Consider the following 15,843-nt stretch of genomic DNA (forward strand, 5'->3'; position numbering starts at 1 on the left):
TTTCTCCCGTTCTAAGTTGAGTAATTAACAACTTAACCCTTTGATTGAATAAAACCTTTGCGATTATAGGGATTTATTCAGATTAAGTAGTATTACTGCGTAGTTTACATTTATGATTGACCAAACTGAGTGCTTTTAATACGATTCTTACACTTAAAAATAATTCACATAGAGCGTTGTCACCTGACCCCTAATAAATCAGCAACTCAAGATGCTTAGGAAGAACAACGCTTACATCAATAATTTATATAACGTAAATCATGACAATGTGAATAGCTAATACATATTAACTATTACACCATTAGGTATCGTCTGGAGCCACAGTACCTAAGGATAATTAGTGTTTATGCTTATGTTGCTATTGTGTCGCACTCTAAGAGCTAGTGTAACAAAATGAGTCTTCCTATGTATTAGTTTCTTTGCATTCAATTCACTTAATCGAATAAGTACGTCAAAAAATGAGGATATGGATACAAGAGGTTATTATTTTTATCGCATGTAATACATTGAATTCTATTTATTTAATTTTTTATTTATGTTTGTTTATGTGAGCCAAAAATTAGGCGGCGTATATGGATTTTTAATAAACGAAAGCATATGATGCTAAAGAGATAAATTATAGTTTGATCGCGAGGCTGGGTATTTGGTCAAATTTTGTCGCTAGATAATTATAATTTTATTATTTCTTACTTAGCTGATTTTCTTCATGTTTATGTGTCGAATATTTAGCTGACTCTTGACAACAAAAACAATATAGAAAAATAAAATGCATAAACACACTTTTACCTCATTAGCTGTATTATTGGCATCAATTATTGGTACTACACCTGCGATTGGCGCTATTGTCCCCGAAGGCACCCGATTGGCAGTTGTTCAGCAAGTCACTCGTCATATCAAAGATGAACCAGCGTCATTAGACCCTATTAAGTCAGTAGGCTTAACAGAAGCACAGGTGATGCGTGATTTATTTGAAGGTTTAGTTAATCAGGATAGTCAAGGTAAACCGATTCCTGGTGCAGCATTGAGCTGGACTACAACAGATAATAAGGTATGGATCTTCAAATTACGCCCTGATGCCCGTTGGTCTAATGGTGAATTAGTTACAGCAGATGACTTTGTATATAGTTGGCGTCGGCTTGTTACACCAACGAACACGTCACCGTTTGCATGGTTTGCCGCACTTGCAGGTATCAATAATGCACAAGAAATCATTGATGGTAAGACACCTGCAGAAAATCTAGGTGTAGAAGCTATTGATAAATACACATTAAAAATTGTTTTAAATAAACCTGTGCCATATTTTCCTTCATTGACGGCAAACTTTAGTCTATTTCCAGTTCACCGTGAAACCATTGAGAAGTTTGGCGCTGATTGGATTAAGGTCGGTAATTTAGTTGGTAATGGCGCATTTGAACTTTCCGATCGTGTTGTAAACGAAAAAATTGTTTTAACGCCCAATCGTCAATATTGGGATCATAAGAATACAGTTATTACTAAGGTGATATTTGTTCCTATTAATCAAGAATCTCAAGCGACTAACCGTTATTTAGCTGGTGACTTAGATATTACGGAATCATTTCCGAAACAACGATATAAAAAATTATTGAAAGATATTCCTAACGAAGTGTTTACGCCGGATCAGTTAGGTACATATTATTATGCCTTTAATACTCAGCGTGCGCCGACTAATGATGTACGGGTACGTAAAGCATTGTCGATGACGATTGATCGTCAGTTAATTGCGGCTAAAGTTTTGGGTACGGGTGAAAAACCCGCTTATTATTTTACACCAGATGTAACTGATGGATTTAAACCTCAGCTAAAAGGCTCTCAGTTTTCACAGAAAGAATCAGATCAGCAAGCCAAAGCGTTATTAAAAGCGGCAGGCTATAGTGAACAGAATCCTTTAGAATTAACATTATTGTATAATAGTTCGGAGAACCATCAAAAAATTGCTATTGCAGTTGCATCTATGTGGAAAAAAAAGCTTGGTGTTCAGGTTAAACTCGTTAATCAAGAATGGAAAACGTATATAGATAGCCGCAATACGGGAAACTTTGATGTGATTCGTGCATCGTGGATTGGCGATTTTAATGAGCCTTCTACATTTCTATCATTATTGACATCTAAACATACTGGCAATATTCCTAAGTATAATAGCCAGCAATATGACCAAGTGATTTCTTCCGCAAGTATTGAAACGAATGAAGGTCTACGTAATCGCTACTATAATCAAGCCGAAGCTATTATTGCAAAAAATGCACCTATTGCACCTATTTACCAATATACAAATGCACGCTTAATTAAGCCATGGCTGAAAGGGTATCCGATTGGGAATCCAGAGGATGTTGCTTATAGTCATAGTTTTTATATTATTCAACATTAATGGTGCTACTCAGTCCATATTTGTATGGGCTGATTTTTATAATAAAGAATAAAAAGAAAGTAATATTTTGATAAATAAGGATATAAGGATAAAAAAGCTCCTCCCACTGGAGAGAAGGAAGGAGAATCTAAAAGGAATAAACACTACAATATGAATGATAAGGAAATTATTCTGAGTTTTATTGTTCGTTTGTGTCAAAAAGTGTGATTATTTTTAGCAAAAATGGCGATTTTAACGATTTTGCTGTGTATTTATTAACTCAACAGCCAGTTAACGCTTATTTTTAGCACAAAAAAAAGGCATTGATAAAAAACCTTTTGTTGAAAATATTGCAATCTTTCTTTTATTCTATTATTAATAACTTATTGTTAATAAAAAGGGATATTTGCATGGCGTTGGTTTATGGTTCTTTATTTCAAAACTCAAATCCTGTACATGCATTTCAGTTAAATGGTGACGGTGGATTACTTCCCATTGATGTGAATGCGAGCGCAACGCAGCAATCTCCATTTTGGTTACACTACGATTATAAAAACCAAGATAGTTTTCAATGGATACAACAATCAGATTTATTTAACGAACAGGTTAAATCTGCGCTTTCAGGTCATTCAGGTCGCTGGCGTATTATCCGTGTTGGTGATGGTGTGTTACTTACATTACAAACACTGAATACGAATATGGGGCAACGCCCTGAGCAATTAGTCGCCTTTCGCGTTTTTATCAATAGTCGTTTAATTGTATCTAGTCGACATCGAAAAGTTAATTCCTTAGATAGTGTTATTGGCGATTTAAAAGAAGGTATTGGTGCTCAGAGTACGGGTGATTGGTTAGTGGAGGTCACTGATGCAATTACAGATGAAATTAGTGATTTTACTGATTCATTGCACGAACGTTTAATCGAGATGGAAGATTACATATTACGTGGCGAAATTCCGGAAAGAGGGGAATTAGCGCTGTTGAGAAAACAGATTATCGTTGTGCGCCGTTATATGGCACCTCAAAGAGATATGTTGTCGCGATTAACGGCTGAAAAACTATTATGGCTTGATGATGATGACCGACGTCGACTACAAGAAATTTCAGATAGATTAGGTCGCTGTATTGAAGATTTAGATGGTTTTATTGCTAGAACGGCGATTATGTCCGATGAAATCACGAATATGATGACAGAAATGATGAATCGACGAATTTATACGATGTCATTAATGGCGATGATCTTTCTACCGACTACTTTTTTGACTGGATTATTTGGCGTGAATTTAGGCGGTATTCCTGGTGGTGAATTTAGATTTGCTTTTAGTGCTTTTTGTATTTTATTAGCCTGTCTTATTGGTACTGTATTTTGGTGGCTAAGAAAAAGTCGTTGGCTCTAAAAAAGACGAGTTATTTTTGGTAAACGGAACTAGTTTGAGATAAATCAATAAAACTAATAGAGTTTTAGTGCATTATTAGTTCCGCAGGTGAATGCAACGTTGAGCGATGAACGTTGTGCTCCATAATTGTAGTTTTTCTCATATTGAGTTTTTATACAGAATAATTGACCACTGTAATGCCGACAAAATTATGTCGGCTTTTTTTTGCCTGAAATTTGAGAATAATTATCAGCAATTAAAAGTGGTATTGTTGACTCATAATAGCTTCTAGATAAGAAGCTATTAGTGAGACCTAGAGTAGTGCGAATGGCTAGAAAGCTATTTTATTTCAACTACATTGAGACGTTCAGCATTAAAATTAGGCTTATCATCCTCATCGATTACGGCTTGCACTGGAAATTCTTCACGATCAAACGCAAGGTCGCCACCATTGATAATGTCATCACCATGTGAAATATTTTTAAAATCAAACAATTCAGTATCGCATAAATGTGATGGAACGATATTTTGAGTCGCACGGAACATAGTTTCAATGCGTCCAGGGTGACTTTTGTCCCAATCTCTCAGCATTTCCTTAATAACTTGGCGCTGTAAGTTAGGTTGTGAACCACATAGGTTGCAAGGAATAATTGGAAATTCTTTTGCTTCAGCAAAGCGTTCAATATCTTTTTCGCGGCAATAAGCAAGAGGGCGAATAACAATATGTTTTCCATCATCACTCATTAATTTAGGTGGCATTCCTTTTAGTTTGCCACCATAAAACATATTTAAAAAAATTGTTTGTAATATATCATCGCGATGGTGGCCAAGTGCAATTTTTGTGGCGCCGAGCTCACTTGCTGTACGATATAGAATACCACGGCGTAGACGTGAACATAAAGAACAGGTGGTTTTACCTTCAGGTATGATTTCTTTTACGATACTGTAGGTGTTTTCTTCAACAATTTTATATTCGACACCTTGTGTATTGAGATATTCAGGCAAAATATGCTCAGGAAATCCCGGTTGTTTTTGATCTAAATTAACGGCAATTAAAGAGAATGAAATTGGCGCACTTTTTTGCAAACTTTGTAGAATTGAAAGTAACGTATAGCTATCTTTTCCGCCGGATAGGCAAACCATGATGCGGTCACCCTCTTCAATCATGTTAAAGTCAGCAATAGCCTGACCTACATCACGGCGTATTCTTTTTTGTAATTTATTAAAGCTATATTGTTCTTTTTGAGTATTCATTTTCTATTGTTCGGTAATGTCGTCAGTTATTGTTTAAGTTTCTGAAAATAATGTATTTTTAGGTTTTAATTGTTATCGGTAGTTGTACAGTAGTTCTCTTTAGCTCTATAGAACGCTGTAATTGGAAGTAGCGCTGTAATCGAACAATTCACAGATGAAAAACTAAAAATTATTTTCGGTGAAAATACCTGAAAAGGGGACATATAATAGCAGAAGCATAGGGGGTTACGATACTAGTAAGTAAAAAGAAACAGAGCATTGCTTAGCAAATAAACTTGATCGGTGAATTGTACGAGTATCACCAATAAAAATAGACAAAATACATTTTATAGAGAATGTAATAAGTTAATAAACCTTCAAAGGACTTTGTTTATCTTATTGAATTTACTCATAATATATTTTATTTTTTTATAGAAAAAGGAAAGATAATGCCAATAATAAACACAGTTGATATATTCTCCCTGACGCTTGTCAGTACCATTAAAATGGTAATCACTCCGTTGGAGTATGTCATCCAAAATGAGATAGTGGGAGATATATTTTTTATGTCATGGGTTTTGTTTATGTAATTCATATTTCAAAAAAAGGGAGGGATAGGTTGACGTCTCCAGCCCTTTATAAGTTAAATATTAATCGGTTAATTCATTGCAGAATAGCTGTAGCTGATTAATAAATCGCGCTACATGGAAGCCATCACACACTGCATGGTGAACTTGGATCGCTAGCGGTAATAAATATTTTTCATTGTCTAAAAAAAATTTTCCCATCGTAAAAATCGGGGCATAATTTTTTGTAATATCCGCGATATTTAGATTGAAGCTATCGAAAGTTAACCATGGTAGAGATGATACGTAGAAAATATTATCGATCTGTTTTGGTTGTGGTGACAAGCTTAGGTCGTCACTATAAAGTGATATTTGTTGATTATAATTCATCATAAAAATATCAATATCATCAGAGTATTCGCACCATAAAGATGAAAAGGTCTCTGTATCTTGATGAAAAATAGTAAAGTTTGGACTAACAATATCCCATAAAATTAGCTCAGTATCTTTTTTTGCTAGCCGAAATTCAGCGTATCTATTTACGGTTTTAGATAGTAGATAAATGATAGTAGGATAAAATCCATAACCTTTAGATTGTATGAATTTTTTTAAGTGAGTTATATCTATCTTTGTGGTTAAGCTAAATCCACAGTTTAGTTGGTCTTCAAATAATTGAAAATGTTCTTTGCGTTGCCAAGTTTCAATATTAAATTTAATGTATTGCATTGTTTAATCCCTTCTAATTAATAAAAAAATAAATTTATTAGAAGGGTGCTCTTTCTGCTTTAGAAAATACCATTAGGACTCCTTATCATTTTTTAAGTGAAAATTTAGTGTACGTAAGGTCTTGAATTTTGTCTAGTAAAATAGAGGATAATAGCATGAAAACATTGAGGTTAATGATAAGTACCATAATGGTAATATGAAAATAGTCGATTTTAAAAAACTGTTAAGTTATTAATTAATAAAAAATAATTTTCGGTTATCATAATTTCATTTTCAATTTGATGTATGTTAAAAAATCAGCAATAAAAACTCATCTTATTGCTGATTTATTTAACTAAAAATAACAAGCTATGTTTTAGCCGTGTTTTTCTGGGTTGATATATATATCGAAAAAAGTTCTTAGCTCAACATTGAATATTCTTGTAAAAATCACGAGATGATCAATAAATACTGATACAGTACCATTTTCGTATTGAATATATGTACTTTCAGGAATAGATGCAGCACTTGCAACATCTTTTGTTGTCATATTAAGAGCAATTCTATTCTTTTTTATAAATTGTCCTAATGTTTCATTATTTAATCTTTTTCCGTTCATAATATCCAATTCTGAGGCAAAGTTATAGTGTAAATTATCACCGATTAAATTTTATATTCAATGGTAAAAAATCTGTAAATGCAAGATTAAGGTACATTGATAGCTAAAATATAATAAAGTATTAAGTATTTGAACCTTACAGGATAAAACCCTAATAATACACTTCATGAGTAATCAATAAATTTTAATTTAGTGAATTTGAATAATTAAGCAATCTAATAAGATAAAAAATAGAAATTAAATTTGAGTTAGCAATTAATCACCACTAATAAATTGAATTTAAGGCTATTACTAATAGGGGAAATCAATAATTAGCCTTAATTTTTAGATAGTTATAATGTAATAGTTTAGAGACTTAATGCAACCTCGACTGCTTTTTGGGCATGGATAGCTGTTGTATCAAATAAACAAATATCAACGTCATTTTTATCAACAAGTAGCGTTATCTCTGTACAGCCAAGGATAATACCTTCAGCACCTTGGCTGATAAGTTCCGTTATAATACGCAGATATTCTTTTTTAGACTGCTCATTTATCACACCTAAGCAGAGTTCTTGGTAAATAATGTCGTGAACTATTTTTCTATCTTTAGAATTTGGTGTTATTACAGTCAAACTGAATTTATCTATGAGTCTGTCTTTGTAGAATGATTGTTCCATTGTAAATGCTGTACCCAATAAACCTACCTTTTTAAAACCTTCATTCACTATACATTCACCAGTTGCATCTGCAATATGAAGTAAAGGTAGTTTTGTTTGATTTTCAATTTGCTCAGCAACTTTGTGCATGGTATTTGTACAAAGTACTAAGAAATCAGCACCTGCTAATTTTACATTTATTCCTGCCTTAGCTAAATAGTCGGCTGCTTGTTCCCATTGGCCCGTAGCTTGAAAATGCTCTATCTCTGCAAAATCAACACTATACATAGCAATTTTAGCGGAATGTAAGCCACCTAAATGTTTTTTGATACCTTCATTAATTTGCTGATAATAAAGTAGAGTTGATTCCCAGCTCATTCCACCAATTAACCCAATAGTCTTCATTTTTTAACCGTCCAATTTAGTCTGAATTTTATCTTACTATACTGAGTCTATTTATTCAGAGTCAACATGAAGAATAGGCTAAACAGACTGTGAATTTCTTTTGTTAATAGTTATTGTTATAAATTATTTTTAAAGGTGGATTTTGATGAATATAAAGCTATTATCTGTTATTAGAATTTGATATTTCATGTACGATTATAGTGGTGATTTGAATGAATTTTTTTAAAATAATCATAGCAATACTTATTTTTGGTGCCGCATTTCTGTTAGGTGCATTATATATGAAGCCGCCTTCATTAAGTTTGATTGAGCAAGTAAAAAAAAATGTGAATGATGTTCTTGCATATCCACAAGCCGCTGAGTTTAAAAATATTGAATATCATTTTTCAAAATACACAAGCGATAATGGAAAGGTTGGATACGTTTGTGGTGAAGTATTCAGATATAAAGGCGATAAACCTGATGGTTTTAAGCGTTTTATTATTAAAGCATACACCAATGATAATGGGCGATCCGATATATCCATTCCGTTTGTGGAAGGTGGCCATGAAATTTTACTTCCTACACAAGTTAATCAAATATGGGATGAAAAATGTTCAACACCTGCATCACCAATTGAATAAATTGGAGTTAATCAATGGTCCACAACATTGACCATAGGGCATGTTGTGGACGTATTTTATACAATAATTCCATTGATCGTTGTAGGGAGTCTATTTTCCTTTATTTCAATATCGCGGCTATAAATTATTTTTCCATCAATATAAAGATTTGCTTTGGTGGGTTTACGATCTCGCTCCAAATTAATATGAAATTTATTCATTAAATTTTTATCTTTCCGATATCCTATAAGTTGATGTTGACTATGAGTGTTATCATGATAAGTAACATCGATGTATACATTTTTATTTTTAGCATTTTTATTAGGGTTATATGTCATGCCATAAGACCCATATAGGGAAGGATAAATATAACTATCTATTTTATTTTCAGGGTCGTAATAACCTAATAATGTAACAATAGGAATACCTTGTTTATCCGGCTTTTTATAAGTACGGTATTCATTAATTTCCTGCCATGAAAAGCCGTTAGAAATATAAAAAAGTTGGTCATTTTGTTTTAATGTTTTTTGAATACCATTAGTCAAATGTATTTGGCTATCCCAGCTTGCATAGGAATTTATTTTTATCACTGAATTTTTATTACTTTCATTTGCATTTGGAATGTAAATATTTGAGGTATGATAACCATTACCGATGGTGATACGGATTAAATTGCTTTTACTTAAAAGTTTTTCAAGATCATTTTTTTGTATATCTACTCCATTTTTGAAATGCATATCTAGGCTGTCAAGATCAGTGATATCGAAACTACTATCGTCCATCTGAGCAGTTTTATAATTCCATTTTTTAAAGCCGGTATTAGAATCTATGCTAAAGATATGTCTTTTAGTCATATCTTTTTGAATGGAAGCAAGAGTATATGGCGTATAGAGTGTATAGCGATTATATTTAAAGTCATAAGGTTTGCCTCCTGACATGGCGTCACGGTTAAAAGACCGACCTCTATAAGGTGGTTGGGCTTGGCTATTGTTTTTTTTTACTTCAAGATATGTTGCTTTGTCTGTTTTTTTAACTTCAAAATTAGGTATAAAGTTATTGTAGAGAGAATCCCAACCCCAGGTTGAATTTCGCTTATCTGGAGCTGAATGGATACCACCATTGAATCCCCCTTCATAATGACCTAAATTAAAGTTGTGACCGATTTCATGACTAAACTCATTGCCATCCGAGTCTTCTAATGTCGCTTTACCGCCTCCGCCTGATAGACCATGTACAATAATTCCATTTTTATATGAACCAATTGAATTATGGAGTGTAATTTGAGATGTAGGTAAGAATGTTTCTGAAAAGGAAGAAGAGCTATTTATCCCATAATTGGCAAGATTAATTCCATCAGAAATAAAGTTTTTACCAATAGATTCTCTCATGTTTCCAGAATGATAACCACCATCTCCACTTGATTTTTCAGTGAATATTGAGCCATCAGGCATTACTACTTTGGTAATATGGAGTGGTTCAAAACGCGAAACTATAAGTTGGCTAACAGGAATAGTTTGAAAATATTGACGATTAAGTTCTGGATTATCTTGAAATTTAAAATTATTTCTTGGAGGGGTTAGCATTCCAATATCAATAGTATTCATTAATAATTCATGTGGTGCATCTATTTGAATATTCTTAAGTATTCCTTTTTTATTTTGAGAGTTAAATTCAAATTTAATACCAGGCTTAATAATGTTAGCAGGTAGGGTTGTACTCCAACCATGTTCAATATATTGAATATTCGCTAACTCACGCATTATTGAATAATCATTAATGGTCATCCATTTATGATAGTAGTCATAAATAAAAAGCACACTTTCATTTCTTTTCAGATTTATATTTTTATTCCCATATTTTATAGTGCTAGTATAGGCTGCGGTAGATGTAAATAATATTTTCTTGTTATGAAAAGAGTCATTTTCTGTTAATGAGAAATTTTTTGCCCAGTTATAATTGCTAGTGGCAACTTTAATAGAGTTATTCTTATTTAATAAATCAATAAAAGTTTTATTAATAGTAGCAAAATTTTTTATTTTTTCATTTGTATCTAACGTTAAAGAGAATTTTTCGGGGTATGCAATATCTAGAATAATAGAAGGCTCATTAATATTAGGCTCCATTTTTAACCATTTACCATTCGAGTTACATTCAAATAATATCTCATCACTATATTTTAAGTGAGTGATTTTATTGTCATGGAGTATTTCACTTACAGATTGTGATTTTGAGGTAAATATAATTTTTTTAGAACTAAAGTCTCTATTTGTTGTTAAAGTTATATTTTTAACCCAGTTGGAATTATCAATTGATATTTTTATTGTGTCATTCTCTGAAATCAGATAGTTTAAATAATAATTATTTATTGATATTTTTTTAATTTCCGCTTTTTCATTTATATGTAATGACGGCTTAACTGATGATTTTGAACTAGCTAATAATGAAGAGAAATGTTGCTTTGATAATAATACATCTTGATAAGTCACCCATTGTCCAGAGTTATCACAAACAAAATGGATTGTTTCATTAGGGGGTAGTAATATTTTTTTTATACCATAATTAATTTCTATTTCATCATTAATGAAAGATGTTAATGCAACTGACTTATTCGAAAGATCAGGGTCAGAGTTTAAAATAAATGGTTTTTTTAATATAACATCAGAAAAAACAATGTGAGTTATATCAGTTTCATTCATTTTAATTATTTCTTTCAACTTTATTTTATCGTTTATTATTTGCTCTAACTCATTTTTTCCATCAATGCATATATCTGATGATATTGGCCGCTCAAAATATTCGGGTGAAATATTAGTATAATATGGTTCTACTCCCGCAATTTTAGGTAAATATTCCGGGGAGAGCATAACACTTGAATGTAGCAGATTATTTTTATTATCATAAACGTTTAATTTAATTTCCGTATCACTTTGAATAATATCATGGGGTTTAAATAATAATAAAGTTTTACGTCCAGTGACCAAATTAGGATGAATATCATCTTTGATATTGTTTATTGCTGGGATAATACTGCTTTGTGCATAAAATACATTGCCTTTTAGTTCGCCTTGTAAGTCACTTGGAAAGCTGTTTTCATTGAAATAAATATTTTTAGTATGATTTATTTTGTCTGCTTGTGTTTTACTAATATGATAACTTGTATGGTTTTCGCCCATATTATGATTATATTCATTCATAATATGCCAAGTCTCAGTTATATTGGGAAGAGAGTTAAAACTAATGGAAACATCACTACCATCTATTATGTTTTTATTATTTATATTTACTGAGTTTTCCTGATGTATGAATTCCCTATTTAGATTGGTTATGTCCATATGTATTTTTCCTTTTGCAATTTATTTATTGGGTTTTATAATTGAAACATTAACTATATTTATTAGGTGAGTTAATTATTTCACCATTAGTTAATCTAGTATTAATTTAATATTAATTATATTTAAATTAGTAAAAATTAGTCTGAAAATTTAGTTTTCTCTAATTTATAGCGAAATTAATTGGAATTATCACTTGAGCTGAGCGTTTTCTTGTCTATTAGACTAAAGCTAGACAATTCGAGTTTTTTATAGAAAAAGGTATTTTTACTCATATTGATAGTGAGTAAATTAATGGTAGTCATTACGGGAATGAGCAGATAAAATCCGTATACAATCAAATTAAATATAATTGGTGTAATTAGATGAGTAATTTAGGGATGAACTTTAAAATCTGGCTGTTGTACTTTGGATTCTTTTTTTTAGCGGGATGCTCAACTCAATTTAAATCAGATGCAGAAACAAATCGCCTAAAATTCAGTATGCAGCAAGCAAATACAATTCCTATAAAAGACTCAGTTGAAGTACTCTCAGTTTCTGATATGTTGCCTGGCGATATTTTGTTATCGTCTGCGACGGGTCTTAATTCTTGGGGGATACGTTTATTCAGTGTGAGTGGTGTGAGCCATGCATCAATCTATTTAGGGTTAGGAGAGGTTGCTGAATCAGTTGGCAGTGGTGTTCGAATTATACCATTAGATAAAGCAATTGGTGACTCGAATAATATGGTGGTCTTAAGACAGTCAGGATTAACGTCTTTGCATGCTGACAAGCTACGTGAGTTTTCCGTACAAAATGATGGTAATAAATATAATTATAAAGGTATTGTTATGATCGCGCCATGGATGCTCACGAAACGAATTTGTGAGTTACCTCTAATTGGTGAAACGGTTAGAAATTTTTGCTTAAAAGCACTTGCTACTGTTCAATTAGGTGATGATATAGACCAAGCGAATGGATTCTTTTGTTCGCAGTTTGTCCTAGATGCTTATAAATATGCAGGAATGCCTTTGTTTGAAGGTAATTCATCATGGATAACACCGGCTGATATTTTGCATATGCGTACTGGGGATGTGCCTACATTTGAACCGACACATAGATTAACCTATGTTGGTCATTTAAAATCATGGAGTTTTGCGAGCGCAATACGTAATAAATAGGCGATTAAATTCGTAATATTTGGTAATCGTTTAATAATATTGAGAATAAAAAAAAGGCCAACTTATAAAGTTGGCCTGCTAAACTGGAAGCAATGTGAGCAATGTCGTTTATGAAATTCTTGAGTAATTTACTCAGGTATTCCATGAGGTAAAAGATAACCATTCTCATTTAAGAAATCAACCCCTTTTTTATACTGTTTTTTTTGACCTAAAGATTGTTTCTAGGTTACTAAAGCCATTAAAAACAAGGTGTTAAATTATATCTTTCCTCATTATTCTTCTGTTATCGCCATACATTTAGAAAAAATATTTTTTATTTATATAAATATATTCAATAATTTCCTTATCAATATATTAGAAGAGTTCCATAACATGAGAAAATTGCGCATCGGTGTTGTCGGTTTAGGCTCAATCGCTCAAAAAGCATATTTGCCTATTCTTTGTAAAGAAGATGATTGGGAGTTCGTTGGCGCCTATTCCCCGAATCAATCCAAAGCAAAACTAGTTTGTGATAGCTATAGGATCCCACTATTTGCAGAGATTAAAAGTCTTGCTAGCCAATGTGATGCCATATTTGTTCATAGCGCAACGACCACTCATTTCGAAATTGTTAAGTTGCTATTAGAAATGGGACTTCATGTTTATGTCGATAAACCGCTTACTGATAATATTGAACAATCAGAGCAACTTATTGAATTAGCAATAAAACAAAAGCGTATGTTAATGGTGGGATTTAACCGTCGATTTGCGCCTTTTTATGTTTCGTTAAAACAAAATATGACACTGTTTTCCTCTTTGAGGATGGATAAGCATCGAAGTGACAGTGTAGGGCCTAAAGATGCGCGCTTTACTTTGCTCGATGATTATTTACATGTCGTTGATACGGTTCTATGGATAGCTGGGACTGAGTTGAAATTAATTAGCGGTGGGGTAAAAACGACTGAGCAAGGCGAATTGTTTTATGCAGAACATCATTTCCAAACGGAAAATGGTTGGGTAACAACATCGATGCACCGAAAGGCGGGTAGTCAGCAAGAGCAAGTCATTGCCGTGGATGAAGATGCTATTTATCAAATAACTAACATGAATCAGTGGCGTAGTGAAAACCTTCGGGGTATTAATGATAAATACCCATCAAGTTGGGATTCGATATTGGTACAGCGTGGATTTGATGGTGCAATTCGTCATTTTATTGAGTCTGTCAGTCACCAATCTCAGCCGTGTACCAGTGGTGAAAACGCGATTGCCGCTCAAAGAATTATTGAAAAAATGTTTGATAAAAATTAATAACTTCCTAACTAAAATGGAATATTCAATGTTTAATCTACAAGATAACTCTGATGTATTATTTGTCGCCGGTTTTGGTCCTGTGACGTTAAATACCCAAAATAGTAGCGATTTTTATCTTAAAACACTTGGTTTACCATTGAAACCAATGGAAGAAAATAGTGACTATCTAGTTTGTGAGCAAGATACATTAGGTGGCGTTAAACATTTTGCTCTTTGGCCATTAAACCAAGCTGCACAATCTTGTTTTTTGCGTGATGAATGGCCTGAAGAGTTAACAATCCCACAAAGTTGGATTGAATTTGAAGTTTCTGATCTCGCAAGGATGACTCAGAATCTAACTGATAAGGGGTATTTATTATTGGTTCAAAATAGAATTGAGCCTTGGGGGCAAACGGTAACCCGATTATTAAGCCCTGAAGGTATGCTCGTTGGGTTGACGGTTACACCATGGCTAAGAGAATAACCAGTTGAGTTATTGATATTAAAAATAAAGATAAAAACTGTTCAATAATTAATATTTTGTGGCTAGAGATCTCATTTATCTTTTTGAACGAGAGACATTCACAGCTAATTGTTTATAATTTTATCGTTAACATTATTTTTTAATTTTTTAGGAGGGGTTATGTATAAAACGATTCTGGTCCCTATAGATTTAACCGAAGAAGAGCTAACGAGTAAAGCTGTTCGTCACGCGGTTAATTTAGCAAAACAATCGAGTGCTAAAATTCACTTGATCCACGTATTACCAATATCTTCAGCAATTATTAATGCCTATGCTCTTGGCTATATGGAAATAAAAGATAGAGCAACGGTGAAAGCGGAAGAAGATATGAAAATGTTAATGGATTCAATTAATTTACCTCATGAAGATGTGAGTTATACCATTACATTTGGCTCACCTCGTGATGAAGTCATTAATACAGCTAAAGATATTAATGCAGATATTATTGTGATTGGCTCTCGTCGACCAAATATTACAACTCATCTTTTAGGCTCAACTGCTGCTGGGATCGTACGTTACGCAGAAACATCGGTTTTAGTCGTACGCTAACAGATTAAATAGGGCCTATATCGATTTATGATGTAGGTTCTTTTCTAGTATCATAAATGTGCGTATGTGTAGTTGCATATTCATTGTTGTATAGCTTGATCGAACAATTGTATGAGTAATAACGTGTTATTAGGTTATTTATGGAAAAATTTTCAAAAGAATTAATACGAGTTGAGTATTTTATTCTTCGAGTGTTACGTTTTTATCTTATCGCACTTTTGGTTTTTTTCCTTGGTCTATTGCCGGGTATTTTTGGTTTTTACTTTATAGAAGGGCATTCAATTGTAGAGTCGATGTTGAATGCGTTATCAATGTTAAGTGGACAAGCAATAGAACCAGCCCCAATTACCCGTGGTGGACGTTTTTTTATCGCAATTTATGGCTTGTTCCTACAAAGCGTTTTTATCATTAGTATCGGTCTGATAGTCACTCCATTTATTCATCGCTTATTACATAAATGGCATTTGGAAGAAAGTTAAGCTTGAGGCGTATTGAAATAACGTTGGA

General features: G+C 32.7%; 13 protein-coding genes. 8 read left to right on the forward strand and 5 right to left on the reverse strand.

Annotated features, from left to right (window positions below):
* The first annotated feature begins 766 nt into the window (after nucleotides 1–766).
* Nucleotides 767–2,386, forward strand: coding sequence for a peptide ABC transporter substrate-binding protein (locus AAZR93_RS02140; RefSeq protein WP_434718834.1), 1,620 nt, complete (start codon nucleotides 767–769; stop codon nucleotides 2,384–2,386).
* 389 nt (nucleotides 2,387–2,775) lie between these two features.
* Nucleotides 2,776–3,759: a zinc transporter ZntB gene (gene zntB, locus AAZR93_RS02145; protein ID WP_294110859.1), complete on the forward strand. Its 984-nt coding sequence runs from the start codon at nucleotides 2,776–2,778 to the stop codon at nucleotides 3,757–3,759.
* Nucleotides 3,760–4,077: 318 nt separating this feature from the next.
* Here zntB and ttcA read toward each other — a convergent pair whose 3' ends face one another.
* From ttcA to AAZR93_RS02165, 4 genes are all read right to left on the reverse strand, one after another.
* Entirely contained in the window at nucleotides 4,078–4,992 is a 915-nt protein-coding gene (gene ttcA / locus AAZR93_RS02150; protein WP_294110857.1) for a tRNA 2-thiocytidine(32) synthetase TtcA, read from the reverse strand.
* 629 nt (nucleotides 4,993–5,621) lie between these two features.
* The gene (gene catA, locus AAZR93_RS02155) at nucleotides 5,622–6,263 is read right to left on the reverse strand and encodes a type A chloramphenicol O-acetyltransferase (protein WP_294349912.1); all 642 of its coding nucleotides are present in this window, start codon (nucleotides 6,261–6,263) and stop codon (nucleotides 5,622–5,624) included.
* Nucleotides 6,264–6,618: 355 nt separating this feature from the next.
* Entirely contained in the window at nucleotides 6,619–6,861 is a 243-nt protein-coding gene (locus tag AAZR93_RS02160) for a helix-turn-helix domain-containing protein (protein WP_434718835.1), read from the reverse strand.
* Between the two features lie 347 nt (nucleotides 6,862–7,208).
* Nucleotides 7,209–7,904, reverse strand: coding sequence for an aspartate/glutamate racemase family protein (locus AAZR93_RS02165; protein WP_434718836.1), 696 nt, complete (start codon nucleotides 7,902–7,904; stop codon nucleotides 7,209–7,211).
* A 212-nt stretch (nucleotides 7,905–8,116) separates the two neighbouring features.
* Between AAZR93_RS02165 and AAZR93_RS02170 the strand changes: the two genes are divergently transcribed.
* Nucleotides 8,117–8,527, forward strand: coding sequence for a hypothetical protein (locus AAZR93_RS02170; protein WP_294110852.1), 411 nt, complete (start codon nucleotides 8,117–8,119; stop codon nucleotides 8,525–8,527).
* A 56-nt stretch (nucleotides 8,528–8,583) separates the two neighbouring features.
* Here AAZR93_RS02170 and AAZR93_RS02175 read toward each other — a convergent pair whose 3' ends face one another.
* A complete protein-coding gene (locus tag AAZR93_RS02175) occupies nucleotides 8,584–11,838 on the reverse strand; it encodes a M66 family metalloprotease (RefSeq protein ID WP_434718837.1) in 3,255 nt (1,084 codons plus the stop codon).
* Nucleotides 11,839–12,200: 362 nt separating this feature from the next.
* Here AAZR93_RS02175 and AAZR93_RS02180 point away from each other — a divergent pair, with 362 nt between their 5' ends.
* The 5 genes from AAZR93_RS02180 to AAZR93_RS02200 all read left to right on the forward strand — a co-directional run bounded on the left by AAZR93_RS02180 (nucleotide 12,201) and on the right by AAZR93_RS02200 (nucleotide 15,815).
* Entirely contained in the window at nucleotides 12,201–12,995 is a 795-nt protein-coding gene (locus tag AAZR93_RS02180; protein WP_336431059.1) for a YaeF family permuted papain-like enzyme, read from the forward strand.
* A 372-nt stretch (nucleotides 12,996–13,367) separates the two neighbouring features.
* Nucleotides 13,368–14,282 (forward strand): Gfo/Idh/MocA family protein, encoded by a 915-nt coding sequence (locus AAZR93_RS02185; RefSeq protein WP_434718838.1) that lies wholly within the window; start codon nucleotides 13,368–13,370, stop codon nucleotides 14,280–14,282.
* A 16-nt stretch (nucleotides 14,283–14,298) separates the two neighbouring features.
* Nucleotides 14,299–14,748 carry a glyoxalase gene (locus tag AAZR93_RS02190; RefSeq protein ID WP_294110941.1) on the forward strand — a complete coding sequence of 150 codons (450 nt, stop codon included), beginning with the start codon at nucleotides 14,299–14,301 and terminating at the stop codon, nucleotides 14,746–14,748.
* Nucleotides 14,749–14,907: 159 nt separating this feature from the next.
* Nucleotides 14,908–15,336 carry a universal stress protein gene (locus AAZR93_RS02195; RefSeq protein ID WP_294110738.1) on the forward strand — a complete coding sequence of 143 codons (429 nt, stop codon included), beginning with the start codon at nucleotides 14,908–14,910 and terminating at the stop codon, nucleotides 15,334–15,336.
* A 140-nt stretch (nucleotides 15,337–15,476) separates the two neighbouring features.
* Nucleotides 15,477–15,815: a hypothetical protein gene (locus AAZR93_RS02200; RefSeq protein WP_294110736.1), complete on the forward strand. Its 339-nt coding sequence runs from the start codon at nucleotides 15,477–15,479 to the stop codon at nucleotides 15,813–15,815.
* The last annotated feature ends 28 nt before the right edge of the window (nucleotides 15,816–15,843 follow it).

It is taken from the genome of Providencia sp. Je.9.19 (assembly GCF_051129765.1).
GTDB lineage: Bacteria > Pseudomonadota > Gammaproteobacteria > Enterobacterales > Enterobacteriaceae > Providencia.